This is a genomic window from Streptomyces sp. NPDC037301 (genome assembly GCF_055602785.1).
The window spans coordinates 254,841-279,759 of the sequence record NZ_JBVJWD010000008.1 but is presented as its reverse complement, the minus strand read 5'-3'; the positions used below and the strand labels follow the sequence as shown (position 1 = coordinate 279,759).

20 protein-coding genes and 1 pseudogene are annotated in these 24,919 nt (G+C 68.3%); 5 read left to right on the top strand and 16 right to left on the bottom strand.

Annotated features, from left to right (window positions below; all coding sequences use genetic code 11):
- Positions 1-144: 144 nt before the first annotated feature.
- The 6 genes from ACZ7IB_RS16550 to ACZ7IB_RS16525 form a co-directional block, all read right to left on the bottom strand.
- Entirely contained in the window at positions 145-3,225 is a 3,081-nt protein-coding gene (locus ACZ7IB_RS16550) for a ThuA domain-containing protein (RefSeq protein ID WP_470913184.1), read from the bottom strand.
- Between the two features lie 87 nt (positions 3,226-3,312).
- Positions 3,313-4,188, bottom strand: a complete 876-nt coding sequence (locus ACZ7IB_RS16545) for a sugar phosphate isomerase/epimerase family protein (RefSeq protein ID WP_470913158.1) — start codon at positions 4,186-4,188, stop codon at positions 3,313-3,315.
- Positions 4,185-5,399, bottom strand: a complete 1,215-nt coding sequence (locus ACZ7IB_RS16540; protein WP_470913157.1) for a substrate-binding domain-containing protein — start codon at positions 5,397-5,399, stop codon at positions 4,185-4,187. The genes ACZ7IB_RS16545 and ACZ7IB_RS16540 overlap by 4 nt, the downstream gene beginning before the upstream one ends.
- Positions 5,396-6,400 carry an ABC transporter permease gene (locus ACZ7IB_RS16535; RefSeq protein ID WP_470913156.1) on the bottom strand — a complete coding sequence of 335 codons (1,005 nt, stop codon included), beginning with the start codon at positions 6,398-6,400 and terminating at the stop codon, positions 5,396-5,398. Before ACZ7IB_RS16535 ends, ACZ7IB_RS16540 begins: the two co-directional genes overlap by 4 nt.
- Positions 6,397-7,413, bottom strand: coding sequence for an ABC transporter permease (locus tag ACZ7IB_RS16530; protein WP_470913155.1), 1,017 nt, complete (start codon positions 7,411-7,413; stop codon positions 6,397-6,399). The genes ACZ7IB_RS16535 and ACZ7IB_RS16530 overlap by 4 nt, the downstream gene beginning before the upstream one ends.
- On the bottom strand, positions 7,410-8,897 hold the full coding sequence (locus ACZ7IB_RS16525; RefSeq protein WP_470913154.1) for a sugar ABC transporter ATP-binding protein: 1,488 nt from the start codon (positions 8,895-8,897) through the stop codon (positions 7,410-7,412). The genes ACZ7IB_RS16530 and ACZ7IB_RS16525 overlap by 4 nt, the downstream gene beginning before the upstream one ends.
- A 165-nt stretch (positions 8,898-9,062) precedes the next feature.
- On the opposite strand from ACZ7IB_RS16525, the gene ACZ7IB_RS16520 reads away from it, so the two are divergent.
- Complete coding sequence (locus ACZ7IB_RS16520) at positions 9,063-10,250, top strand: ROK family transcriptional regulator (RefSeq protein ID WP_470913153.1); 1,188 nt, start codon at positions 9,063-9,065, stop codon at positions 10,248-10,250.
- Positions 10,251-10,368: 118 nt separating this feature from the next.
- Here the strand turns inward: ACZ7IB_RS16520 and ACZ7IB_RS16515 are convergent, their stop codons facing one another.
- Both ACZ7IB_RS16515 and ACZ7IB_RS16510 read right to left on the bottom strand, forming a co-directional pair.
- Positions 10,369-10,638, bottom strand: a complete 270-nt coding sequence (locus ACZ7IB_RS16515) for a hypothetical protein (protein ID WP_470913152.1) — start codon at positions 10,636-10,638, stop codon at positions 10,369-10,371.
- 71 nt (positions 10,639-10,709) lie between these two features.
- Positions 10,710-12,041, bottom strand: coding sequence for an N-acetylmuramoyl-L-alanine amidase (locus ACZ7IB_RS16510; RefSeq protein ID WP_470913151.1), 1,332 nt, complete (start codon positions 12,039-12,041; stop codon positions 10,710-10,712).
- A gap of 382 nt (positions 12,042-12,423) precedes the next feature.
- Here ACZ7IB_RS16510 and ACZ7IB_RS16505 point away from each other — a divergent pair, with 382 nt between their 5' ends.
- Positions 12,424-14,637, top strand: a complete 2,214-nt coding sequence (locus tag ACZ7IB_RS16505) for a terpene synthase family protein (RefSeq protein ID WP_470913150.1) — start codon at positions 12,424-12,426, stop codon at positions 14,635-14,637.
- On the opposite strand, the gene ACZ7IB_RS16500 is transcribed toward ACZ7IB_RS16505, so the two are convergent.
- From ACZ7IB_RS16500 to ACZ7IB_RS16465, 8 genes and pseudogenes are all read right to left on the bottom strand, one after another.
- A complete protein-coding gene (locus ACZ7IB_RS16500; RefSeq protein WP_470913183.1) occupies positions 14,558-14,749 on the bottom strand; it encodes a hypothetical protein in 192 nt (63 codons plus the stop codon). The two genes, ACZ7IB_RS16505 and ACZ7IB_RS16500, sit on opposite strands and share 80 nt — an antisense overlap.
- 5 nt (positions 14,750-14,754) lie before the next feature.
- Positions 14,755-14,889: pseudogene (locus ACZ7IB_RS16495) on the bottom strand (glycosyl hydrolase family 95 catalytic domain-containing protein); the annotation flags it as partial.
- 392 nt (positions 14,890-15,281) lie between these two features.
- Entirely contained in the window at positions 15,282-15,782 is a 501-nt protein-coding gene (locus ACZ7IB_RS16490) for a hypothetical protein (RefSeq protein WP_018550733.1), read from the bottom strand.
- A 151-nt stretch (positions 15,783-15,933) separates the two neighbouring features.
- Entirely contained in the window at positions 15,934-16,335 is a 402-nt protein-coding gene (locus tag ACZ7IB_RS16485; RefSeq protein ID WP_470913149.1) for an ACT domain-containing protein, read from the bottom strand.
- Positions 16,336-16,568: 233 nt separating this feature from the next.
- Positions 16,569-17,735, bottom strand: a complete 1,167-nt coding sequence (locus ACZ7IB_RS16480; protein ID WP_470913148.1) for a thiolase domain-containing protein — start codon at positions 17,733-17,735, stop codon at positions 16,569-16,571.
- The gene (locus tag ACZ7IB_RS16475; RefSeq protein WP_470913147.1) at positions 17,728-18,780 is read right to left on the bottom strand and encodes a thiolase domain-containing protein; all 1,053 of its coding nucleotides are present in this window, start codon (positions 18,778-18,780) and stop codon (positions 17,728-17,730) included. The genes ACZ7IB_RS16480 and ACZ7IB_RS16475 overlap by 8 nt, the downstream gene beginning before the upstream one ends.
- Entirely contained in the window at positions 18,781-19,734 is a 954-nt protein-coding gene (locus ACZ7IB_RS16470; protein WP_470913146.1) for a Zn-ribbon domain-containing OB-fold protein, read from the bottom strand.
- Between the two features lie 15 nt (positions 19,735-19,749).
- Complete coding sequence (locus tag ACZ7IB_RS16465) at positions 19,750-20,550, bottom strand: crotonase/enoyl-CoA hydratase family protein (protein ID WP_093897920.1); 801 nt, start codon at positions 20,548-20,550, stop codon at positions 19,750-19,752.
- A gap of 167 nt (positions 20,551-20,717) precedes the next feature.
- Here ACZ7IB_RS16465 and ACZ7IB_RS16460 point away from each other — a divergent pair, with 167 nt between their 5' ends.
- From ACZ7IB_RS16460 to ACZ7IB_RS16450, 3 genes are all read left to right on the top strand, one after another.
- Entirely contained in the window at positions 20,718-22,346 is a 1,629-nt protein-coding gene (locus ACZ7IB_RS16460; RefSeq protein WP_470913145.1) for an acyl-CoA synthetase, read from the top strand.
- Between the two features lie 217 nt (positions 22,347-22,563).
- Positions 22,564-23,652 (top strand): right-handed parallel beta-helix repeat-containing protein, encoded by a 1,089-nt coding sequence (locus tag ACZ7IB_RS16455; protein ID WP_470913144.1) that lies wholly within the window; start codon positions 22,564-22,566, stop codon positions 23,650-23,652.
- A gap of 35 nt (positions 23,653-23,687) precedes the next feature.
- Positions 23,688-24,764, top strand: coding sequence for a methyltransferase (locus tag ACZ7IB_RS16450; RefSeq protein WP_470913143.1), 1,077 nt, complete (start codon positions 23,688-23,690; stop codon positions 24,762-24,764).
- The last annotated feature ends 155 nt before the right edge of the window (positions 24,765-24,919 follow it).

Below are 24,919 nucleotides of genomic sequence, written 5' to 3'. Positions count from 1 at the left end.
CCCCACCCCCCTCCCCCCCCCTCCCCCTCCCCCACCCCCCCCCCCTTCCTCTTTCTTTTTTTTTTTTTTTTTTTTCTTTCCCCCCCCCCCCCCCCCCCCCCCCCCCCGCTGTTGTGTTGTTCCCTCCGGCCGGAGGGCGGTCGGTCAGGGGCTCTTGAAGTCGACTGCGTCCACGTCGAACGAATTGTCCTGCGGGGACGTGAAGACGACATACAGCTTGTGTGTGCCCTTCAGTTCCTGGACGGGCACGGCCGGGGTTGCCTGATAGTTGTCCCAGCCACCCGTGTTGGGGACCGGGGTGGTGGCGAGCAGAGGGCCGTCGGGGGCGTCCGCGCGCAGTTCGACCGCGCCGACCCCGTACGGTGAGGAAAGCTGGTAGCTGACCGTGCCGATCCCTTCGACGCTCATCGGGTCGAAGGCGACCCAGTCACCGTTGGAGACGTCACCGATCCGTTTGCCGTTCTCAGCGCCTTCCTGGGCGACGATCCGGGTGCCGGACTGGGCGTCGTAGTACTCCGCCTGCTTGTGCTTCGGCTGGAGCACGGCGCGACCGTAGCCGGTGAGGGCGGAGACGCCGTCGCCGCCCTTGTCTGTGTACTTGGCGTTGAGCACGTAGGTGAGGTCCGCGCCTTCTGGGTGGCCGCCCAGGTCTCCGGTGTCCACGGTGCCTTCACAGCCGGGGATGTCGGTGGTGGGGTGCTCGTGGTCGTCGTGTCCCAGTGCCGGGTTGACGGTGACCTTGGAACAGTCGACCGGGCCGTCCTCGGGATCGGTGACCGTGACCTTGTACGGGATCTTGTCGCCGAACTCGATGAGTTTGCCGCTGACCGGGAAGTCGATGGTCACCTTGGGTGCGGTGTTGCCTGCGGTGACGGGGATGTTGGCGTAGCCGGACTTGCCGGTCGAGTCGGTGATCTTGAGCTGGGCGGCGAAGTCGCCCTTGACCGTGTAGGTGTGGCTGGGGTTCACGTCGGTGGAGTCGTAGGTTCCGTCGCCGTCGAAGTCCCAGGCATAACTGAGGGTGTCGCCGTCGGGGTCGTTGCTGCCCTCGCTGGAGAAGTCGACCTTCAGCGGGACGGGGCCGTCGGTGGCGGAGGCGGCGGCCTTGGCGACCGGCGCACGCTGTCCCTGTGCGTAGTCGATGCGGTAGAGCCCGGAGTCGTTGTTGCCGCCGCCGAAGGAGCTGCCCCATTCGAGGACATAGAGCGATCCGTCGGGGCCGAACGTCATGTCCATCGGCTTGTTGAACTTCTGAGAGGCCAGGAAGTCATTGATCTTCAGGAGTTTCTGGTCCTTGTCGAAGCGGACTTCCTTGACGAAGTTGCGCGACCACTCGTAGAAAAAGCCGGCGCCCTCGAAGTAGGCGGGGAATTTTGTGGTGGACGGGTTCTTCTTGTCGTAGTGGTAGACGGGACCGCTCATCGGGGCCGAGCCGCCGCTGCCGACCTCGGGAAATTCGCTGGATTCGCCGTAGCCGTACCAGATCTCCGGCTGCTGGATCGGCGGGAGCTCGGTCAGACCGGTGTTGTTGGGCGAGGGGTTGACCGCGTTGGCGCAGTCGAACTTGGGGCCGACTTCCTTGGTGTCCGGGTTGTAGGGGGCATAGGCCTGGTTGTTGCCGTGGCAGAACGGCCAGCCGAAGTTGCCGGCCTTCTTGATGACGTTGTACTCGACGAGGCCTTCGGGCCCACGGTCGGTGGTGGGCAGTCCGCGGTCGGGGCCGTAGTCGGAGGCGTGGACGTAGCCGGTCTTGGGGTCGACGGTGAAGCGGAACGGATTGCGGAAGCCCATCGCGTAGATTTCGGGGCGGGTCTTGGCCGTTCCCGGGGCGAAGAGGTTGCCCTTGGGAATGGTGTAGCCGCCGGAGTCCTTCGGCTTGATGCGCAGGATCTTGCCGCGCAGGTCGTTGGTATTGCCCGCGGTGCGGGCGGCGTCCAGCATCTGCTTGCCCTCGCGCCAGTCGAGCGGGGCGTAACCCTGCCAGTTCGGGTCGAGGTTGGGCGGAGTGTCGTCGCCGACGCCAAGGTAGAGCGTGCGGTCGGGACCGAACTCGACGGCGCCTCCGGTGTGTCCGGGCTCCGGGAACGTGCGGTCGCGGTAGGCGGGGACGTCGATGAGCTTCTTCTCGCTGGTGAGTTCGAGACTGTTGCCCTTGACCGTGAACCGGGAGAGCCGGTTGACGTCCTCGGTGGCGCCTGCGGGGGCGTAGTAGAGGTAGATCCAGTGGTTCTTCTTGAAGTCCGGGTCGAGTTCCATGCCGACCAGGCCGTCCTCACCGCCGGTGTAGACATCGAGCTTCCCGGCGGTGGTGGTGGCGTGGGTCGCCGGGTCGTAGATGTTCACCTCGCCGCTGCGCTGGATGTAGAAGACGCGGCCGTCCTTGGCGACATCGAGCTCCATCGGGTCGGCGGTGTTGTCGTCGAGAGTGACCTTCTCGTAGCCGCTCCAGACGGTTCCGCCGCAGTCGCCGGGCTTGTTGCCCGCGGCCCACTTGACGCCGCCGATGACATGGGTGCGGAAGGCGGCTTCGCTGTACGAGGCCGTGTCGTGGCCCATGGCGGTTGCCCAGACCCTGCCGCCCTCGGTGTTGCGGCACCAGGAGATGGGGTGGTCGGCACCCATGGCGGATCCGCCGGGGTTGTACGTGGTTTCGTCGGCGGTGACCAGGACGTGGACGTCGCCACGGGGATTCTTGTCGAAGTTGTACCACTCCTCGGGGCGCTCCCAGCGTTCCGGGAGTCCTGCGGTGGAGGGGTGGACGCGGTCGGCGACCTTGGCGGTGCCCTGAAGGACTCCGGGTGAGTGAGCGGGCATGTGGACGCCGCCGTTGACGGCCTCGTCCCACCAGGGGAAGGAGTCCTCGATCCCCATGTCGAGGGTGTTGTGGATGGCGACGACGCCGCCGCCGTTGCGTACGTACGTCTGCATCGCTTCGCGCTGGGCGTCGGTGTCCCAGACCATGCCGGAGTTCTGCAGCATGACGATGACGTCGAAGTCCTTGAGCGACGCGTCGTCGAAGACGGCGGGGTCGGCGGTCTCGACGAGTTCGAAGTTGTTGGCGGCCGCCTCTTCCTTGAACATCTGGATGCCGGCGGGAATGGAGGCGTGCACATAGCCGACGGCGCGAGTGAAGAGCAGGGCACGGAAGGCGGGGGCCTTACCAGCGGTGGCTGCGGTCGCGGGCAGCGCGGTCAGCGCGAGGAGCAGTGCGCTCACTAACGCGATGACCGTATGCCGTATGTCACGAGCATGACAGCCCCATCGTTGACGGCTCACGAGCGGGTCCTCTCTGCGGGTCGTGGACGAGCTGGGTCAGGGGGTGGTTTCGAGGACGCGGCGCAGAAACGCCAGGCCGTCGGTCGCGATGGTGTCCTGGGTTTCGGCGAGCGGCCGCCAGACGGAAGCGGCGACCGCTATGGCGTCGTTGTGCGCGGTGAACGACTCGATGCAGAGCGGACCGCGGTAGCCGCTCATGGTGAGTGCGGTCAGGAAGCCGGGCCAGTCGAGAGAGTCGGCGCCGGGGGTGCCCCGGTCATTGGCGCACACCTGGACATGGACGATGCGGCCGGCAGCACGGCGTACGGCGTCGGTCAGGGAGCGTTCCTCGATGTTCTGGTGGTACACGTCGAGCGCGAGGCCGATGGTGTCCTCGGGTAACCCGGTCAGTGCCGCGAGGGTCTGGTCGACGGTGTTGAGCAGGCTTGTCTCGTACCGGTTGAGGGGCTCCACGGCGATGCGCACACCGACGGCGCGTGCGTGATCGACGACCGGGGCGAGGTTCTCCCGTAACTCCTCGTACGCCGCGGTGCGTTCGATGCGGTCCATTCGCCAGGTGCGGCCGACCGCCGTGTACACGGGGCCTGCGACGACGGGGGCGTTCACAGCCTGGGCTGCGTCGATGCAGCGATGCAAGTAGTCCTGCGTGACCCGGACGGTCTGCGGATCGGTACGGACGAGGTTGCGGTCGGGCGGCATGACGGCGATCACGGCGGCGACTGCGAGACCGGATGCGTCGAGGAGCTTGCCGACTGATGCGGGTGCCCAGTCCCGTTCGTTCTCCAGCGGGATCTCGACGCAGTCGAACCCCCACGTGGACAGGCGCGGCAGAACGTCACCGAGCGCTTCGTACGTCACCGGTGAGTGCCAGATCCACGGATTCGCGCCGAGCGGGAACGCGGAGGCACTCACTTCTTGCCTCCCCACTTCTCCGGGAAGCCGGGGAGGTTCTCGCAGCCGCACATCGCGTAGTGCAGTGGCGGCATGCCTGGCTTGAGGTACTGGTCCAGGGTGTCCTGGGTGACGGTGGGCTGCGGAAGCTTCCACTCCTTGGGGACCTGCTCCCCCTTGAGGATCTTCAGCGCGGCGATGACGGGCGTACGCCACTGGAAGGTGGGGTACGACGGGGCGATCGCGGTGAGCTTCTTCTCCTTCCATACCTGGAGGAAGTCCTGCTGGTCCTCGCCGGTGATCGGCGGTACGTCCTTGCCGGCGTCCTCGAAGGCTTCGACAGCGGCGACGGAGGTCGCGCCGGAGTCCATCCAGACGCCGTCGATGTCGCCGTTGCGGGTGATCGCGTCAATGACGATCGCCTTGGTCTTGGCCGGGTCGCCGTCGGTGAACTTCACGTCCACGACGTCGAGTCCGCTCTTGTCGAGCGCGACCTTCGCCGCCGACCAGCGGGTCTCCAGCACATCGACGCCGGGGGAGATCCGCAGGGCGAGAATTCTCCCCTTGGGCTTCACCTTCTCGACGAGGAAGTCGGCGGCGACCGCCCCGTAACCGTAACCGCCGATCGGGTTGATGAAGGTGACGGCGCAGTCCGTCTCGACACCCCGGTCGAAGACGATCACGGGCACCTTTCCGCAGGCCTGCTCAACGGCAGGGGTGAGGGTGGCCGTGGTGTTCGGGGAGACGATCAGGACGTCACAGCCCTGACCGGCGAGCTCCTGGATGTCGGATATCTGCTTGTCGTCCTTGCCCTGCGCGTCGAGCACGGTGAAGTCGGTGATCTCCTTGTGGAGTCCGACCTCGGCCTGCATGTTCTTCAGGCCGACCTGGCGCCAGGGGTTGAAGACTCCGGCGTTGGACAGACAGAGGTGGATTCCGCCGGAGCCCTTCTTCTTGTACTGCGTGGTGCCGGCGAGCTGCGGCTGGAGCATCTGCTCCCACGGTTTGCCTGCGGGGCCCTGCGGGGACTCCTTGGCGAGGGCGAGCTGGCGGTCGTATTCGGCCCGGTCGAAGAACTTCGACTGCCGGCCGGTACCCGGGGCGCCCGCGGTGCCGCTCGCTGCTCCGGCAGGCGCGTCGGGCGGTGCATCGCTCGTGCAGCCGGCGAGCAGGGCCGCGCCGAGCAGAGCGGCGAGAGGCACGAGGGTGTGTCGGATCTTTCGCGTGCTCATGAGGATTTCGCTCCCGAGGGCTCGGTTCCGCGGCGGCGCAGCCGGGACCAGTCGGCTGCGCCGAGGGCGACGGCTGCGATGACAATGACGCCTTGCACGGTCGATTCCAGCGCGCCTGAGACGCCCTGGAGATTGAGCAGGGTGAACAGCGCCTGGAGCGAGAAGGCTCCGGCCATCGCCGCGACGACGGAGCCGCGCCCGCCGCCGAGCACCACGCCGCCCAGGACGACGGCGGTGATCGCCTCGAACTCGTAGCCACGGCCGGCCTGCGCCGAGACTCCGGAGAAGCCGCCGACGAGAACCGCGGCGAGTGCGGCCGCGGTGCCGGAGAGGATGAAGGCGATGGTGCGGGCGCGCGCGACCCGGACTCCGGCCAGGCTCGCGGCGCGTTCGCTGTCGCCGGTGGCGAGAAGCGTACGGCCGAAGTCGGAACGCATCAGGCGTACGGCGAGGAGGCCCGCAACGACGCACACGAGGACGGCCCAGGGCAGCCAGCCGAACGCGGTGCCGCGCCCGAGCCGGCGAAATGCCGCGGGCAGCGCGCCGTGCGGGGACCCGCCGGTCCAGAAGAAGACGGCGCCTTCGAGGATCAGCATCATGCCGAGCGTGGTGATGAACGACGGCACGCGCAGCAGGGTGGTGATCAGCCCGCTGACGAGACCGGCAAGGGCTCCGGCCAGCAACAGGATCACGGTGACGAGCACCCAGGGTGCGCCCGGGAACGAGCCGTACAGTTCGGCGGCGACGACCACTCCGGCAGTGACGATCGCTCCGACGGACAGGTCGAACTCTCCGCACACGATGACCAGATACTGACCTGCGGCGAGGATGACGAGAGGTGCGGCGCGCTTGATGAAGGAGAGAAAGCGGTCGGGTTCGTAGAAGCCCGGGTCGGTGAGGGCCAGCGCGGCAAGGAGAGCGGCGAGCAGGATGTAGACGGGTGTGCCGGTGGTGAGGGCACTCAGGACGCGGCGGCCGGCGGGTGCCTGTGCACTGGTCATGCGGTCCTCTCCTGCGAGGTGCGGCGGCCTCGTGCGTACAGGGCGACGGCCGCGATGATGACGACGCCGCGTACGACGTTCTTGAAGAACGGGTCGACGGCGAGCTGATTGAAGACGCTGTCGAGCACGGCGAGGACAAGGACTCCACCGAGGGTGCCCGCCACTCCCCCACGGCCCCCGGCGAGCGCGGTGCCGCCGAGAACGACGGCGGCTATGGACTCCAGGTCGTAGCGGGCCTCCGTGCCGGCCCAGGGAGCTCCGGCGCCGAGCCGGGCGGCGAGGAAGAGGGCCGCGGCGCCGACACAGAGTGAGCACAGGACATGGGCGGTGATGACGGTGCGTCGGGTGCGGACCCCGGAGAGCCGGGCGGCGTGCTCGTCACCGCCGGTTGCGTACATGTGGTGGCCGAGCCGGCTGCGGCGGGTGACGAGCCAGAGAGCGGCCGCGACCGCGAGAAGCAGGAAGAGGGAGACGGGGACCGGTCCGATTCGGTCGTAGCCGAGGTGCTGGAAGGAGGCGGGAACCCTGCCCGCTGGGCCGGTGTAATTGTCCTCGATCCAGCCGCGCAGTATGAAGGCGGTGCCGAGGGTGGCTATGAACGCGTTGACCTTGAGGCCGGTGACGATCAGTCCATTGGCCAGGCCGACGGCGGCGCAGAGGGCGAGGACCGCAAGGATCGCCACGGGGACGCTGCCGCTCTCCATCGTTTCCGCGGCGACGAGGGTGCCCAGACTGATGAGGTAGGCGACGGACAGGTCTAGTGATCCGGTGAGAATGACGGCGGACTGGCCGACGGCGACGAGACCGAGGGCGACGCAGTTCTGCAGGATCGTCACCACGTTGGTGACGGTGAGGAAGTCCCCGCCGCGGGCGGCGACGACGATCCAGCCGAGAACGGTGACAGCGAGGGCAGCGAGCCAGACTCCGGCTACGGGGCCGGTGAGACGCAGCTCGGCTGTCCGTCCCGGGCCGGTGCGGTACCGGGTCTTCAGGTCGGGCCGGAGTGCGGTCATGCGGCTCCCTCCCGCGTACGGTCGCCACCGGTGGCGACGCGCATGACGGCCTCTTCCGTGGCGCCGGCGGGAAGTTCGCCGGCGAGGCGGCCTTCCGACATGACGAGGATGCGGTCACTCATGCCGATCAGCTCGGGCAGTTCGGAGGAGATGATCAGTACGGCGAGGCCCTCGCGTGCCAGTTCCCGTACGAGGGTGTGGATGGCTGCCTTGGCGCCGACGTCGACGCCGCGGGTCGGTTCGTCGAAGAGGAGCACGCGGGGACGGGCAGCGAGCCATTTGGCGATGACGACCTTCTGCTGATTGCCGCCGGACAGATACTGGACCTGCTGGTCCTCGCCGTGGGCCTGCAGGCGTACGCGTTCCAGCAGCGCGGTCACCTCGCGGCCCGCGGGCGGTCTGCCGCGGGCGGGCACGGCCCGGGTCACGAGCAGCGTGTTGTCGGTCACGGACTGGCGCAGGGCGAGGCCCTCGGCCTTGCGGTCCTCGGTGACCAGGGCGATTCCGGCCCGGACGGCGTCCCGGGGGCGGGACGGGCGCAGTGGTTTTCGGTCGACGGTCATGGTGCCCGTGGTGAAGGGGGCGACGCCGAAGAGGGCACGGGCGAGAGAGGTGCGACCGGAGCCCTGGAGACCGGCGACGCCGACGACCTCACCGGCCCGCAGGGTCAGATCGATGCCGGAGATCCGGGCGTTGCCGCCACCGCTGACGGTGAGCCTCTCCGCGCCCGCCTCGCCCGAGCGGGCGCGGGGTGGGTAGTAGGCGCCGAGTTCCCGCCCGACCATGGCGCGTACGACCGTGTCGGCGTCGGTGTCACGGGTGTTGAGCGTAGCGACGCGGCGGCCGTCCTTGAGGACCGTGATGCGCTGCGAGAGATCGAAGACCTCGCGGAGCCGGTGCGAGATGTAGAGGATGCCGAGCCCACGGGCGGTCAGTCGGCGTACCAGGGACGCGAGTTGTTCGACCTCGTGATCAGCGAGCGCGGCGGTGGGTTCGTCCATCACCAGGATCCGGACGTCGGAGGCGAGGGCCTTGACGATCTCCACGGTCTGCCGGCGTGCGACAGACAGCTCATGGACGGGGGTCCGCGGGGTGATACCGGTCTCGTCCATCTCGGCGAGGAGTTCGGCGGTCCGCCGCTCCATGGCACGCCGGTCGACGAGTCCGTACCGGATCGGCTCACGGCCGAGGAAGACGTTCTCGGCGACGCTGCGGTGCGGGAGCAGCGCAAACTCCTGGTGGATGATGCCGATCCCGGCGGCTTGGGCCTGCGCCGGATGGCTGAAGGAGTACGCGGTTCCGTCGATGGTGAGGGTCCCCTCGTCGGGTAAGTGCTCGCCCGCGAGGATCTTCATCAGCGTTGACTTTCCTGCGCCGTTCTCCCCCACCAGGGCATGTACCTCTCCGGCTTCGAGGTCGAGCCCCACCCCTTGGAGCACAGTCACCCCAAGGAAGCTCTTGGACACACCGTGCATCGTCAGCATCGAATGGCTCCTCGCTCAGCGGTCTGCAGAGCAGAGTCGTGACATACCTTAGGACTGTCAAGAGCTCAAGCACCCTTGATTTCAACCGACTTGGCGCAGACTTACGCCGATGACCGAACAGAGAATGCCTTGTGAGCAGCGAAAGTCGTCCTTAGGGTGACTGTCATGTCTTCGCCGTCGGATCGCACATCCGCTGCCGCCTCGCACTCGCCGGGCGAGGTGCTCACGCTGATCAGTTCAGGGGCGGTGGCGACCCGTGCCGACATCGCCCGGATCACCGGGATGGCCCGTTCGACGGTCTCCCAGCGGGTGGACGCGCTGATCGCGCACGGTCTGGTGGACGAGGACGCCGACGGCGGTTCCACCGGCGGCCGCCCGCCGCGCCGACTGGCGCTGCGCACCCGTGAACACGCGGTGGCCGGGGTGGATCTGGGAGCCTCGCACTGCAGGGTGGCGTTGATGGACATCGGCGGCGCCACTCTGGCGGTGCAGGAGGAACCGCTGTCGATCGGTGACGGACCGGACTCCGTACTGCGGCACGTGGAGCGGACCGTGCGCACCCTGCTCGACCATGCGCACCGGAAGCCTGAAACGCTGCGGTCCATCGGCGTCGGGGTACCGGGCCCGGTGGAGTTCTCCACCGGCCGGCCTGTCGATCCGCCGATCATGCCGGGCTGGCACCAGTACCCGATCCCGGAGTTCTTCGCCGCCCGGTTCGGGGCGCGGGCGCTTGTCGACAACGATGTGAACGTGATGGCGCTGGCCGAGCAGCGCCGTGCCTTCCCGGACTGCCGCTACCTGTTGTACATCAAGGTCGGTACGGGGATCGGCTGCGGGATCGTCGCCGACGGCCAACTGCACCGGGGTGCGCAGGGCTGCGCCGGCGACATCGGACATATCCGGGTCGCGGACCTCGACGATCCGTGTCGGTGCGGCAATTCGGGCTGTCTGGAGGCCGTCGCGGGCGGTGCGTCACTGGCGGCGAAACTGGTCGGTCTGGGACTGGACGCGACATCGGGCAGCGATGTGGTGCGGCTGGTGCAGTCCGGGAACCGGGACGCCGTAAGGATGGTGCGCGAGGCGGGGAGGGCGGTCGGCGAGGTACTCGCCGCTCTGGTGAATTTCTTCAACCCGGACACGGTGGTGATGGGGGGCGCACTGGCCGCCGTCCACGACCAGTTGCTCGCGGGGGTACGCGAGGCGGTCTATCGGCGCTCGCATCCGCTGGCCACGCAATTGCTGCGGATCGAACCGAGCCGTACGGGTGAGAATGCGGCCGCGGTGGGGGCGGGCATCCTCGCGATCGAGCATGCGCTGTCTCCCGCGCAGGTGAACCGCCAGGTCGCGGGCTGACAGAGGCCGGGGCAGCCGGGTCCGTGACCGAACGGCCTCAAGTGTCCCTCCGTGTACGGATACCGTGCACGGAGGGACACGCCTCACGCCTCACGCCTCACGCCTCACGCCTCACGCCTCACGCCGGGATCATCAGGTCCCACCGGGCCTCGAACAGCGCGCACCGGTACTCCGCCCAGCTCCCGTCGCTGACGCCCGCGTCCCCGGCCACGACGCACTCCTGCTGGGTCCCGTACGAGCCCGCAACGTCCCAGCCCTGCGCCCCGGTCTCGGAGGCGGCAGCGGCCGAGGCAGTCGCGAACGTGACTGCGGCTCCGGCGCCGGTGAGTACGAGCGCCATGGCAACGCCCATGGCCGCGGTGGCGGCGGTCCTGGTCGGCTTGTACATGAAGGCCTCCTCCTCATTGTTCGGATGCACGCAATCTCCGGTGCTGCCGCGACGACGCCCCCCCTGCGGTCTCAGCGCGTCCGCACGATGTCCACGTCGGATGCCTTCACAAAGGCGACCCGGTGGCCGATCTGCACCGTCACGTACTTCTCCTTGCCGCGGAAGTACGAGTGGTCGAGCGGGTACGAGGCGTCGATCGTCGGGGCGTAGAAGAAGCCCGTGGGTGCCTCACCGCCGCCGGGATAGGACTGACCGGCCTTGATGGTGTACTGCAGCGGCGAGCCCACCCGCTGGTCCTCGAAGTCCGCGGGGTACTCGGACTTCTCCGGGTACGCCACCCCGTACACCGGCACCTCCGTACGGCCCGCCTTCGGCTTGACCACGTAGCCGGAGGTGGGCGTGGTGGTCCGGGTGTGGGCCGGGGTCCGGAACCAGGCCTTCTGGCCGTACCACCAGATCGCCGTCCAGCCGGGGGCGTGGTCCGCGACGACGGCCTGCTGGGTGGCGCTGATCTTGCTGCCCCAGTCGGCGGCGCAGTTCGTGCCGGGCGAGCCGTCGGTGTGCAGGCCGGGGTCGGAGAAGAGCGGTGCGTCGGTGGACGGTGCGGTGTGCAGCGGGACGGCGCTGGAGCCCTGGACCGGCAGGTCGACGCCCTTTTCGCAGTCGCGGAACGCCTGCTTGTTCTTCTTGAAGTCCGGGTTGACGGTGATGAGTTCACTGCTCCTGGGGGCGCTCGGCACGGTGGGCTTGCCGAGCAGCGCCATGAAGTGGTTCCAGTCCCAGTACGTGCCCGGGTCCCAGTGCATGTTCTTGGTGCCGGACGCGCTGGTGGGCGGCACACCGTCGTGGCCGATGATGTGCTGGCGGTCGAGCGGGATGTCGTACTTGGCGGCGAGGTAGCGCACCAGCTTGGCGGTCGAGCGGTACATCTCGGGGGTGTACCACTTGGCGCCCTCGACGGCGACGCCCTCCTGCTCGATGCCGATGGAGTGGCTGTTGACGTACCAGTTGCCCGCCTGCCAGGCGACGTCCTTGCCCTTGACCATCTGGGTGACATGACCGTCGCCGGAGCGCACCACATAGTGGGCGGAGGTCTGCTTCAGCGGGTTCTGGAAGATCTTCAGGGTGGTGTCGAAGTCTTCCTCGGTGTCATGCAGAACAATGAATCTGATCTTGTTGGTGTGCGGCCGGTCCGAGGTGTCGTAGTTCCCGTACGTCTCCTTGTCGGCCGGGTCACCCGTCTGCTGGTAGGCCGCCGGTACCCAGTCGCATTCGAGGCCGCGCGGGCATTCCGGCCGCACCCCGTCCGCACCGGCCTGCGCCGCGGGACTGAGCAGCGCCATGCTCAGTGCGCCGACCGTGGTCAACGCGAGTGCGAGTCCGGTCCTCTGCTTGGACGTCATGACAACCCTTCTTGGAGCCGTGCGTGATGGAGCCGTGCGTGATCCGATCTCACTGTTCCGTTGCGCGCACACTCTCTGACCTGAGGTGATAGCGCGTCAAGAGTTCAGTGGAGGTCACAGGTCGAGCCAGTGGACCAGACCACTGGCAGGGTGTCTGACCTGCGGTCGGAAAGAAGCAACCGGTTGCTGACGGCGCCTCGTTACCGGGTTTTACGGAGCGGTGGGCCGACCGGCGACATGCGTTCGCATGCCACGAACGAGCGCACTTTTTATGTGACTAATCCCGGATGTGCGTGCCCCGAACGGCCGAAGGGTAGTGCTCGCGCGGACACGACCGGTCCGTGCGACGTACGCACGGAGACATCGGAAAGGCCGGACGCACATGGCTCAGCCCTTCACCCTGCCGGACTTCTACGTTCCGTATCCGGCGCGGCTCAACGCCCATGTCGAGGAGGCACGACAGCACACCAAGAAATGGGCGCGCAGCATAGGGATGCTGGAGGGTTCGGGTATCTGGGAGGAGAAGGACCTCGACTCCCACGACTACGCGCTGCTGTGTGCGTACACCCATCCCGACTGCTCGTCCGAGGCCCTCTCGCTCGTCACCGACTGGTATGTGTGGGTCTTCTTCTTCGACGACCATTTCCTGGAGCTGTTCAAGCGCACCCCCGACCGTGAGGGCGGCAAGCGGTATCTGGACAGGTTGCCGGCGTTCATGCCGATGGACCGTGGCTCCGAGATGCCGGAACCGACGAATCCGGTCGAGGCGGGGCTGGCCGATCTGTGGGCGCGGACGGTGCCGAGCATGTCCGACGCCTGGCGGGTCCGGTTCGCCGAGGCGACGAAAAACCTGCTCAATGAGTCGCTTTGGGAGCTCGCCAACATCAACGAGGGGCGTATCGCGAACCCCGTCGAGTACATCGAGATGCGCCGCAAGGTGGGCGGCGCCCCGTGGTCGGCGGGTCTCGTGGAGTACGCGGCCGGCGCGGAGGTCCCCGATGCGGTGGCCGACGAGCGTGCGCTGCAGGTGCTGCGGGATGCCTTCTCCGACGGCGTACATCTGCGCAATGACCTCTTCTCGTACCAGCGGGAGGTCGAGGACGAGGGTGAGAACAGCAATGGCGTGCTGGTCCTTGAGCACTTCCTCGGCTGCTCGACGCAGGAGGCCGCCGATGCGGTGAACGATCTGCTGACGTCACGGCTGCAGCAGTTCGAGAACACGGCGCTCACCGAACTCGGTCCGCTCTGTGCGGAGAAGGGGCTGGACCCGGCGGACACAACGGCGGTGTTGGCGTACGTCAAGGGGCTGCAGGACTGGCAGTCGGGCGGTCATGAGTGGCACATGCGCTCCAGCCGCTACATGAACGACGGCGGTGCCGGTGAGGCCGCGCTCGGCTTCGGTATGGCCGCGGCGTCGATCCGGTTCACACGCCGCTCGGAGACGGCCCGGCTGCGCAGCCACACCCATGTGCCGTACCAGCATGTCGGCCCGTCCCTGCTGCCCGACTTCGAGCTCCCGTTCGGTACGACGCTCAGCCCGCATCTGGACGGGGCGCGGGTGCGCATCGTCGACTGGGCGAACCGTATGGGGATTCTGGAGGCACAACCGGGGGTTCCGGGTTCCCACATCTGGGACGAGGAGCGGCTCGTCGCGATCGACCTGCCGCTGTGTGCGGCGGGTCTGCACCCGGATGCGACGCCGGAGGAGCTGGATCTGTCCTCCCAGTGGCTGACGTGGGGGACATACGGCGACGACTGGTTCCCGGTGGTGCACGGGCGGGCTCGTGACCTGGCGGGCGCCAGGCTCGCCAATGAGCGTCTGTCACTGTTCATGCCCCTGGACGGGTCCGGGACACCCGAGCCGGTCAACGCTCTGGAGCGGGGGCTCGCCGATCTCTGGGCGAAGACCTCGGCCCCGATGGACGCGAGCGGGCGCCGCGCCTTCCGGACGGCGGTCGAGGACATGACCGCGAGCTGGGTGTGGGAACTGGCGAACCAGGTGCAGAACCGCATTCCGGACCCGGTGGACTACATCGAGATGCGACGGAAGACCTTCGGCTCGGATCTCACGATGAGTCTGTGCAGGCTGGGGCACGGCAGGAAGGTGCCGGCGGAGATCTACCACAGCGGTCCGCTGCGCTCGCTGGAGAACGCGGCGTCGGACTACGCGTGTCTGCTCAACGACCTGTTCTCGTACCAGAAGGAGATCGAGTACGAGGGTGAGGTGCACAACGGCGTCCTGGTGGTGCAGAACTTCTTCGGGGTGGACTATCCGACCGGGGTGGCGATCGTGCACGACCTGATGAAATCGCGGCTGCGGCAGTTCCTGCACGTCGCCGAGCAGGAACTCCCGGTGCTGTACGACGACTTCGAGCTGGACGCGGAGGCAAGGGAGACCCTGGCCGGGTACGTACAGGAGCTCAGGCATTGGATCGCGGGCATCCTGATCTGGCACCGGGACTGCCGGCGCTACCGCGAGCAGGATCTGCGGCGGGGCACCGGTGCCCCGTGGCACCTCAGCGGTCCCACGGGGCTCGGTGTCTCGGCGGCGCGGGTGACCGCGCTGTTCGCTCAACCCTCGGCCACCAGCGTGTAGCGGCCGCCCGCACGCGCGTCACTTCGCGGATGCGGCTCGCCGTGATCACCACACGGCGGGCCTGCCCCGCGGCCCATTCGATGTCGACGGTGAAGCCGCCTCGGGCGCGCAGCCCGCGCCCGCGGTCTTGAACATCTCCTTCGCCGTCTTCCGGCCGGGGGTGCGCATCGCTTCGATGTAGCGGTCGTACGGTGCGGTGGTCTCGGCGAGGTTGGTGACCTCCGCGAGCCAGTAGTTCATCTGCAGATTGATTGCGCCGAGGGCACCACCGCCGATTGGGCAGCGACTCGCGTTCCCAACCCGCGGCAGGGATGTTGTACCGGAGCGTCGGTTCCGCCGATTTCTTCGAGTACGCGGAGCCTTCGCCTGCTTTGATTCATCGGAGGTACTGGCGGCCGCCACCGTGCCGAAAAGGGCAGGGATTCCCAGCGCCAGAAAGCTGGTTGCGCCTATCGCTGTCTTCACTGTGGCGCGTCGTGTCATCCCGAACGTCATGCGGCTGGCGGCAAAGGTCCGATGAATGCCCCGACGAGACGGTATGAAAAAGCGGCCCCTTGAGCAGAGGCCGCCAACACTTGGACAGATGGGTTATACATGCGCCCGCAGCCATCCGATGCGTACGGGCGGCCGACGAAGGGACGGTTTCAGCCCTGCTGGAACAGCTCGGCAGGCAGAGGCTTCAGCAGGGTGTACAGATCGTCGGTGATCGGCCGGTCCCAGCTGGCGATGGTGACGAGCACGCCGTCGCTGCGGTCGAACTGGACGCAGGAGATCCGGCTCTCGGAGAGCTTGACGCGGCGGACGATCAGCAGGTTGTCGCCCTGCATCACGGGCATGTCCTCGGTGCCGGTGACCTCGACCGGCTCGTCGTTCTCGAGCGCGAGCAGCAGCTGGGCGACCTCGAACGGAACCTGGCCCTCCTCGGTCTCACGGGCGGGCGAGCCCTCCGGGAGATTGCCGATGATCATCGCGGGGCCGCGGCCGCCGAACAGGTCGTAGCGCAGAAAGACGCCCTGACAACTCCCGTCGGGCGCGGGCAGCAGACCGGCACCGAGGTTTCCGGGCCAGTCCCCCGGGTCCATGGCCAGGACGTCGAAGTCGGGGCCCGCGGGTGTGGCGGCGCTACGGCGGCGGAGGAAGGACATGCAGACATGTTACGTGTCCGGGCTCACGTTGCGGAGCCGGGTCTGCGCCGGCCGGGGCACAGCCGGGTCCGCGGCGCGGGCTCCGGCGGGTCCGATGGACTCACTCCGGCGGTTCTGCGGCCCGTGCTCCAACAGCTCCCCGGCCCTGCCCCTAGCCGGATTCCGCGGCCAGCGCCTTCAGCACGTCGACTGCCTCGGCGGCCCGGCCGTAGGGAACGAACAAGTGATCGTGGTAAAAGCCGGCAACCACATTGCAGCTCAGCCCGGCATCGGTGAGCGCCAGGGACACTGCGGCCGTGAGCCCTACCGCGTCCAGCGCGGAGTGGACACGCAGGGTGATCCAGCCCGCCACGTAGTCGTACCGCAGCCCGGCGGTAACAGCTTCCGCCTCCGGCAGCACCAGGGTGAGCCCTTCGGGCTCGCTGACCGTGACGACCGGGTTGACGCCCCGGGGCATCGCCCCGTCGGGCGCGGTGGTGAAGACATAGCGGCCCGGATTCAGCTCCGGCCTCATGCCGCTCAGCAGGGTTCGAAGATCACGCTCACTTGTCACGATCGCCACGCTACGTGGCGTGGTGGCGCTCGTGGGCGTGCGACCCGGGCGCGGTTGCCATAGGACGGTTTGCACCACTCCTGACGGGGGTGCTCCTTGATGAATCGACCTCCTCCCCCACATGAATGTGGGGGATTCTCTCCCTGGCGTCCGTGTGTGCGGTGTGCCTTGAGTCGGCTTCCCAGCCGACGCTGCTCCCTCTTCAGCTTCCACCGGTCCGGGACGGACCGCGGTCAGCGGGTGGGAGGCTCGGCCCCGACCAGCCACATGGAGAAGAACTGCGCCCCGCCGCCGTACGCATGGCCGAGCGCCTTTCGCGCCCTCGCCACCTGGTGCTCGCCCGCCTGTCCCCGTACCTGCAACGCGGCTTCGGCGAAGCGGATCATGCCGGAGGCGCCGATGGGATTGGTGGAGAGCACCCCGCCGGAGGGATTCACGGGCAGATCTCCGTCGAGTTCGGTGACACCGGACTCGGTGAGCTTCCAGCCCTCGCCCTCGTCGGCGAAACCGAGGTTCTCCAGCCACATCGGTTCGTACCAGGAGAACGGCACGTACATCTCGACGGCGTCGATCTCCCTTCGGGGGTCGCCGATCCCTGCCTGCCGGTACACATCGGCGGCGCAGTCCTTGCCCGCCTGCGGCGAGACGAAGTCCTTGCCGGCGAAGAGCGTCGGTTCACTGCGCATCGCGCCGCCGTGCACCCAGGCGGGCGGATGCGGCGAACGGTCCGCACCGGCTCGGTCGGTGAGGATCATCGCGCAGGCCCCGTCGGAGGACGGGCAGGTCTCCGAGTAGCGGATCGGGTCCCAGAGCATCGGTGCGGACTGGACCTTCTCCAGGGTGATGTCCGGGTCGTGGATGTGCGCGTACGGATTCTTGAGCGCGTTGCGACGGTCCTTGTACGCGACGAGGGAGCCGACTGTCTCCGGCGCTCCGGTACGGCGCATGTAGGCCCGGACGTGCGGGGCGAAGAAGCCGCCCGCGCCCGCCAGCAGCGGCTGCTGGAACGGGATGGGCAGCGACAGGCCCCACATGGCGTTGGACTCCGACTGCTTCTCGAAGGCGAGCGTGAGAACGGTGCGGTGCACCCTCGCGGAGACCAGATTGGCGGCGACCAGTGCGGTGGAGCCGCCGACCGAGCCCGCCGTGTGCACTCTGAGCATCGGTTTGCCGACCGCGCCGAGGGCGTCGGCGAGATAGAGCTCCGGCATCATCAGGCCCTCGAAGAAGTCGGGTGCCTTGCCGATGACGACGGCATCGATGTCCGTCCAGGTCAGCCCCGCGTCCTCCAGCGCACGGAGGGCGGCCTCGCGGACGAGTCCGGCGATGGAGACGTCCCGGCGGGCGGAGACGTGCTTGGTCTGGCCGATGCCGACAACGGCCACGGGCTCCTTAGGCATGAGCACTCTCCCCTTCGAGGACGGCGACCAGGTTCTGTTGCAGGCAGGGCCCGGAGGTGGCATGGGCGAGTGCCCGGTCGGACTCCCCACGGTGGATACGGGCCGCGGCCTCGCCGAGGCGGATCAGCCCGGCAGCCATGACGGGGTTGGCGGCGAGCGCACCGCCGGACGGGTTGACGGTGACGCTGCCGTCGAGCCCGAGCGCCTTGCGCAGCACCACCTCCTGGGAGGTGAACGGGGCGTGCAACTCGGCTGTGTCCACGGGCCGTTCGAAGACCCCGGCGTGTTCGGCAGCGAGCCGGGTGGACGGTGATTCGGTCAGCTCCCGGACCCCGAGACTGTGGGGCTCGATGCGGTGGTCGATACCGCGGATCCAGGCGGGGCGGGGGCACAGGGCCCGTGCGATGTCGCCGGCGGCGAGGATCACGGCGGCCGCACCGTCTCCTACCGGCGGGCAGTCACCGGTCCGCAGCGGCTGTACGACGTATTCGCCGGCCGGGACCGGGCCGGCGATCTGGGCGTGCGGGTTGTCCGCGGCGGCGGCGCGGCTGCGGGTGGCGATCGCGGCAAGGGCGGCCTCACCGGTATCGCCCGCGTCGATCAGCGCCTGTGCCTGAAGTGCGGCAAGCGCGACGGAGTCCGGCCAGAGCGGGCCGACGTAGTACGGGTCGAGCTGACGGGTGAGGACGTCGCGTACCTCACCGGGCGAGGACTTTCCGTAGGAGTAGACGAGCGCGGTGTCGGCCTCGCCCGTCTGGATCTTCACCCATGCCTCGTACAGCGCCCAGGCGCCGTCCATCTCCACATGGGACTCGGAGATCGGCGGGTGGGCGCCGACGCCGTCGAGGGCCATGGTGAAGGAGAAGGCGCGGCCGGCGAGGTAGTCGCTGGATCCCGAGCAGGTGAAGCCGATGTCGCGCGCCCTGAGGCCGGTCGCGTCGAGGACCTGGTGCAGGACCGGCATGAGCATTTCGACCTCGGACAGTTCGTCGGTGCGCCGCAGATGATCCGTCTGCGCGAAGGCGACGATCGCTACGTCTCGCATCTACAGCAGCTCCTTGTACGCGTCGTAGTCGGCGTCCGGCTCTCCGGTGGGCCGGTAGTGGTCGGGGTGGCGGCCATCCTCGGTCCAGACGGGCTCGACCCGCAGACCCATCCGCACCTGGTCGTACGGGATGCCGCCGATCCGCCCGTGCAGGGCGAGGTCGGCGCCGTCGAGGGCGATGTGGGCGTAGACGTACGGGACCTCGATGGCGTCGTTCATGGCGTTCTTGGCCTTGATGTTGACGATGCAGTACGTGGTGACGGTGCCGCGCGGGCCGACCTCGACCTGTTCGGCGGTGGCGACGCCGCAGGTGGGGCAGGCGCCGCGGGGCGGGACGTACACCTTGCGGCAGGACGGACAGCGCTCGCCGACGGTGCGCTGCTCGGAGAGGGCATTGAGGTACGCGCTCTGGGCGCGGCCGGGGGTGTACGTGTAGTCGAGGCGGGCCGGGGTGACGATGCCGGTGACGGGGTCGGCGAACTCGCCGCTGTGCGGAGTGCTTTCGGCCGTCGCCTCGCCCTCGTACGGTTCGAAGCAGGCGATATCCGTGATGGCACCGGTCCGCTGCGGGGCCCAGCGGATCCGGACCCGCATACCGGTGTTCACGGCTTCGGGTCCCGGTGCGTCGAGGACATGGAGCAGGGCTGTGTCGGCCCCGTCCAGCTTGACCAGCACCCAGGCGAACGGGGTGGCCAGGGGCTGGCCGCGGCGCGGGGCCGGGTTCCAGGCCCAGGTGGTGACGGTGCCGGTGGTGGCGACCTCGGTGAGTTCGCGCAGCTCCTCGGCGGTGGCGGGGTCGTACTCGACGGGCGGGACCAGGACCTTTCCGTCGCCGGTCCGCACGCCGAGCACGGTCCGTTCGCGCAGCCCGGTGAGGAAGGCGCTCTGGACCGGGCCGAGGGAGCGGGTGAAGGGGAACTCGACCACCAGTGGTGCGCTGAGGACGTCGGGCACGGTTGTCTCCTTGGCTCAGGCGCGCCGGTAGACGGGCGGGCGCTTCTCGGCGAAGGCGCGGGCGCCTTCCTTGGCGTCGGCGGTCGCGAAGACCGGCCAGCCGCGCTTCAGTTCGGCGGCGAGCCCATCGGTCTCGGTCATTTCGGCGGTCTCGTACACGGAGGCCTTGACGGCCTCGACGGCGAGCGGGCCGCAGGCATTGATCCGCTCGGCGACGTCGAGGGCCTGTTCAAGTGCGGTGCCGTCGGGGACGACTCTGCCGATCAGCCCGATGCGGGCCGCTTCGTCGGCGCTGTACGGGCGTCCGGTGAGCAGCATTTCGAGGGCGTGGGTGCGGGCGATCTGGCGCGGCAGCCGTACCGTCGAGCCGCCGATGGGGAACAATCCGCGCTTGACCTCGAAGAGCCCGAAAGTAGCGCTCGCACCGGCGATACGGATATCGGTGCCCTGCAGGATCTCGGTTCCGCCGGCCACGCAGTGGCCCTCGACGGCGGCGATGACCGGTTTGCGGGGGCGATGATGGCGCAGCATAGCCTTCCAGTGCAGATCGGGGTCGGCGGTCATCCGGTCGCGGTACTGCTCTCCATCCATCCCTTTGCCCGCCAGGGCTTTGAGGTCCATGCCGGCGCAGAAGCAGCCGCCCGCGCCGGTGAGGACCACCGAGCGAACGGTGTCGTCCTCGTCCGCCGCCAGCCAGCCGTCGTACAGCCCGACCAGCATCGGCAGCGAGAGTGCGTTCTTCGCCTCCGGCCTGTTCAAGGTGAGCACCAGCGTGGCGCCCTCGCGCTGCACGGTGAGGTGTTCCGTACCACCCATTGCCTGCCTCCCGTCTCAAGACCTAGAACAGGTTGCAGTAGGCGGGGGTCCAGTTCAATAGTTTTCTGACAGTCAGTCAGATTTCTTCGACGGCCCCCCTTCCCACTTGTGCCTCCCAGCGCTCTAATGACCGCCGAGCCAGTCAGCATCCGGGGTCAGGAGGAACGGTGGAGTACAACCTTGCCGACCTGTTCGAGTCGGTCGTCGACGCGGTCCCGGAACGCGAGGCGCTCGTCTACCTCGATCACCCCGGTACCGGTGCGGAGCGCCGCCTGACGTACGCGGAGCTGGACGCGGCCGCCAACCGCATCGCCCACCACCTGATCGAGGCGGGCATCACCCCCGGCGAGCATCTGGGGCTGCACCTCTACAACGGAGTCGAGTACCTCCAGACGGTGCTGGCCTGCCTCAAGGCCCGTATCGTCCCCGTCAATGTCAACTACCGCTACGTGGAAGAGGAGTTGGCCTACCTCTACCGTGATGCGGATCTGGCGGCACTGGTCTTCGACGCCGAGTTCGACGAACGGGTCTCGGCCGCGGCGCCGAAGGCCCCGACCCTCCGCCACCTGATCCGGGTGGGGGCACCGGCGGCGGGCGTCCGTGGGCCGGACGCCGCGGCGTTCACGGACGCCGAGGCGGCCGGGAGCCCGGAGCGCGGCTTCGCGCCGCGGTCGGCCGACGACCAGTTCATCATCTACACCGGTGGCACGACCGGAATGCCCAAGGGTGTGATGTGGCGCCAGGAGGACCTCTTCTTCTCCGGCCTCGGCGGCGGTGCGCCGACCGGTGAGCCGGTGAAGACCCCGCAGGAGCTGGCCGAACGGGTGGCCGCGGGCGGTGACGGGATCACCTTCTTCCCCACTCCCCCGCTGATGCACGGCACCTCGACGCTCACCGCGTTCATCGGTTTCAACTTCGGGCAACGGGTCGTGATCCACCGCAAGTTCGTACCTCAGGAGGTGCTCCGCACCATCGAGAAGGAGAAGGTCACCAGCGTGTCCCTGGTGGGCGATGCGATGCTGCGGCCGTTGATCGACGCACTGAAGGGCCCGTTGAAGGGCACCGACTGTTCGTCGATGTTCTCCATCTCCAGCTCGGGCGCGATCATGTCGGACTCGGTGCGTGCGGAGTTCCAGGCACTGGTGCCGACGGTGATGCTGCTGAACAACTTCGGCTCGTCGGAGTCCGGGTTCAACGGTACGGCGACGGCCGACTCGGGCCCGGAGAAGGGGTTCCGGCTCCAGGTCAACTCCCGTACGGCGGTGGTCGATCCAGCGACGTACGAGCCGGTTGCTCCGGGCGAGCCGGGGCGGATCGCCCAGCGCGGCCATGTGCCGCTCGGGTACTACAACGACCCGCAGAAGACCGCGGAGACGTTCTTCCGCAGGGGCGACGAGCGCTGGGTTCTGCTCGGTGACATGGCGACCGTCGACGCGGATGGCATCGTCACGGTCCTCGGCCGGGGTTCGCAGTGCATCAACACCGGGGGCGAGAAGGTGTATCCCGAGGAGGTCGAGCAGGCGCTGAAGGCCCATCCGGATGTGTACGACGCGCTGGTCGCCGGGGTGCCCGACGAACGGTGGGGAAATCATGTCGCGGCGGTGGTGCAGCTGCGCGAAGGGGCGGCCGAGCCCTCGCTCGACGACGTCCAGGCGCACTGCAGGACCCGTCTGGCCGGCTACAAGATCCCCCGCCGACTGGTGATCACCCCGCGGATCCAGCGCTCACCGAGCGGCAAGGCCGACTACCGGTGGGCCCGCTCGGTCGTCGCCCCCCGGCGCGGACCCGAGGGCTGAGACCGGAAACCGAGGGCCGAAGGTCACCCGGATGGCGCCCGGCCCGGTGCACCCGAGGAACACCCGCACGGGCTCCGGCCCGGATCACCCGAGTGGTCCGTCGCACGTCGGCTCCGCACACCGGGCGGCGGCCCCGGACTGAGCCATTCGGGGACACCGTGTACCCGACCGCTCACCCTATGTGGCAATGGGGGGAAATCGCCCATAGCGTCGGCTCATGAGGAAACGACACATCATGAGCCTTGTCTCTGTCGCGGTCGTCTCGGCCGCGGGACTCGTCGTCTCGGCCGCGGTATTCAAGACGGCAGTTCCGTCCACCACCGTCGCGAGCCCGCGTGTGGTGCACTCCGGCGGGTCGATCCAGAAGGCGGTGAACGCCGCCAAGCCGGGCGACACGGTCGTCGTCATGCCCGGCACGTACCGCGAGAACGTCCTGATCGACAAGAAGGGTCTGACCCTGCGCGGCCTCGGCGGCCGAACCGTCATCAAGCCCCCGACGGGGAAGACGCAGTCCACCGACGCCTGCGCGAAGGCCGGCAGCGGAATCTGCGTCCTGGGCAAGAAGGGTCGGACCGTCGACGGAGTGAGCATCGATTCGCTCACCGTCTCCGGATTCAAGAAGAACGGCGTCTGGGCCTCCTGGACGGACCAGCTGACCGTCCGGCGCGTGACCTCCGAGCACAACGGCGTCTGGGGCATCGCCCAGGAGCGCTCCACCCGCAGCCGGTTCACGGGCAACACCGCCCGCGCCAACGGCGACGCGGGTCTCTTCGTCGCGAACACCGTGGACGAGGAGGGCGGCGCCACCGACACCCGCGGCACCGAGATCCAGGAAAACACTCTGGCGGACAACCGGATCGGTTTCACCGCCAGGCGCGTGAGAAACCTGTCGGTCCATGACAACACCTTCACCGGCAACTGCAGCGGTGCCTTCATCGTGGGCGACGAGGGCAAGCCGCAGGCCGGAGCCATGACGATCCAGTCCAACCAGATCACCGACAACAACAAGTACTGCGCCAAGACCGAACGCCTGCCCGCCATCCAGGGTTCCGGCATCGTGCTCACCGGCGCCGCGGACACCCAGGTCCGCTCGAACACGATCAGCAACAACGTGGGCGCCACGCCTCTCTCCGGCGGCGTCGTGCTGTTCAAGAGCTTCGTGGGCACGAAGAACACCGGCCACACCATCAGCGCCAATGTTGCGCTCGGCAACAAGCCGGCCGACCTGGCCAATGGCGACACCGGCAAGAACAACACCTTCGTCGCCAACGTCTGCAAGAAGTCCACACCGGCCGGGATGTGCTGACCGGTGCACCCTCGCACTAGGAGAAGCGAAACAGCATGACCACTGTGAGTCCCACCCCCACACCGCCCCCCGTACACGCCGCCCTCCCCCACCCCGTCGCGCCCCCTCAGCCGGCCGTGCAACTGCGTGAGATCGTCTTCGGCGCGGCCCGCGCGGCCGCCGTGCGCGCCGCCGCCCGGCTGGGTGTCGCCGACGCGCTGGGCGAGACGCCCGCGACCGCACAGGAACTCGCGACGCTGGTGAAGACCGAGCCGGTGCCCCTGCGCCGACTGCTGCGCGCGCTGTCCTGCTACGGGATCTTCGCCGAGACCCCGGACGGTTGCTTCGCCCACACCGAGATGTCCCGCCTGTTGCGCGAGGACGACCCGAACAGCCTGCGCAACATCTCCCTGTGGTGCACCGAGCCCTGGACCTGGGACGTCTGGCCGCACCTCGACGAGGCGGTGCGCACCGGCAAGAGCGTCTTCGCGGATGTGCACGGCAAGGGGTTCTTCGACTACCTCCACCAGGACGCCCACGAGTCGGCCCAGATCTTCAACCGGGCCATGACCACCTCCAGCATGCAGTCCGCGTTGGATGTCGCCGAACTCCTCGACCTCACCGGGGTGTCCGCAGTCGCCGACATCGGCGGCGGCCAGGGGCACGTGCTGGCCAGCCTGCTGGAGAAGCACCCGTCACTCCGCGGTACCCTGATGGATCTGCCGGGTGTGGTGGCACGTGCCGACGCCCGGTTGCGGGACGAGGGGCCGCTCGTAGACCGGACCCGTATCGTGGCCGGGGACTGCCGCGAGGCCATCCCCGTCAAGGCCGATCTCTACATCATCAAGAACATCCTGGAGTGGGACGACGACAGCACGCGCAGGACGTTGCGCAATGTCGTCGCGGCAGCCCGCCCCGGAGCCAGGGTCGTCGTCATCGAGAACCTCGTCGACGACACCCCGTCGATGCGGTTCACCACCGCGATGGACCTGCTGCTGCTCCTCAATGTCGGCGGTGCGAAGCACACCAGGGAGAGCCTGGTGACCCGGATCTCGGATGCCGGGCTGCTGATCGACAGGGTCGTCCCGGTCAACCCCTACCTCCACGCGTTCGAATGCGTGGTCCCCGACTGATCTCCCTCCCCGGCGAACTTCCCCGGGACAACGGAAATCGCCCCGGGGGCGGGCAGGGGGGCGGGAACGGGGGGAGTTTCCCTCTTCAACGGGGGTGTCGCGTTCCCCCCAAGGGAAACCAGGGGAAAGTGGGTCCTTTGGGGTTTGTCCGGTCT

Bases quoted from the DNA above. Each gene is read 5' to 3' on its own strand.
- ACZ7IB_RS16540 (WP_470913157.1), bottom strand. From the start codon at position 5,399: ATGAGCACGCGAAAGATCCGACACACCCTCGTGCCTCTCGCCGCTCTG.
- ACZ7IB_RS16490 (WP_018550733.1), bottom strand. From the start codon at position 15,782: ATGTCCTTCCTCCGCCGCCGTAGCGCCGCCACACCCGCGGGCCCCGAC.
- ACZ7IB_RS16465 (WP_093897920.1), bottom strand. From the start codon at position 20,550: ATGGGTGGTACGGAACACCTCACCGTGCAGCGCGAGGGCGCCACGCTG.
- ACZ7IB_RS16535 (WP_470913156.1), bottom strand. From the start codon at position 6,400: ATGACCAGTGCACAGGCACCCGCCGGCCGCCGCGTCCTGAGTGCCCTC.
- ACZ7IB_RS16480 (WP_470913148.1), bottom strand. From the start codon at position 17,735: ATGCCTAAGGAGCCCGTGGCCGTTGTCGGCATCGGCCAGACCAAGCAC.
- ACZ7IB_RS16510 (WP_470913151.1), bottom strand. From the start codon at position 12,041: ATGACGTCCAAGCAGAGGACCGGACTCGCACTCGCGTTGACCACGGTC.
- ACZ7IB_RS16505 (WP_470913150.1), top strand. From the start codon at position 12,424: ATGGCTCAGCCCTTCACCCTGCCGGACTTCTACGTTCCGTATCCGGCG.
- ACZ7IB_RS16525 (WP_470913154.1), bottom strand. From the start codon at position 8,897: ATGCTGACGATGCACGGTGTGTCCAAGAGCTTCCTTGGGGTGACTGTG.
- ACZ7IB_RS16530 (WP_470913155.1), bottom strand. From the start codon at position 7,413: ATGACCGCACTCCGGCCCGACCTGAAGACCCGGTACCGCACCGGCCCG.
- ACZ7IB_RS16515 (WP_470913152.1), bottom strand. From the start codon at position 10,638: ATGTACAAGCCGACCAGGACCGCCGCCACCGCGGCCATGGGCGTTGCC.
- ACZ7IB_RS16520 (WP_470913153.1), top strand. From the start codon at position 9,063: ATGTCTTCGCCGTCGGATCGCACATCCGCTGCCGCCTCGCACTCGCCG.
- ACZ7IB_RS16450 (WP_470913143.1), top strand. From the start codon at position 23,688: ATGACCACTGTGAGTCCCACCCCCACACCGCCCCCCGTACACGCCGCC.
- ACZ7IB_RS16475 (WP_470913147.1), bottom strand. From the start codon at position 18,780: ATGCGAGACGTAGCGATCGTCGCCTTCGCGCAGACGGATCATCTGCGG.
- ACZ7IB_RS16455 (WP_470913144.1), top strand. From the start codon at position 22,564: ATGAGGAAACGACACATCATGAGCCTTGTCTCTGTCGCGGTCGTCTCG.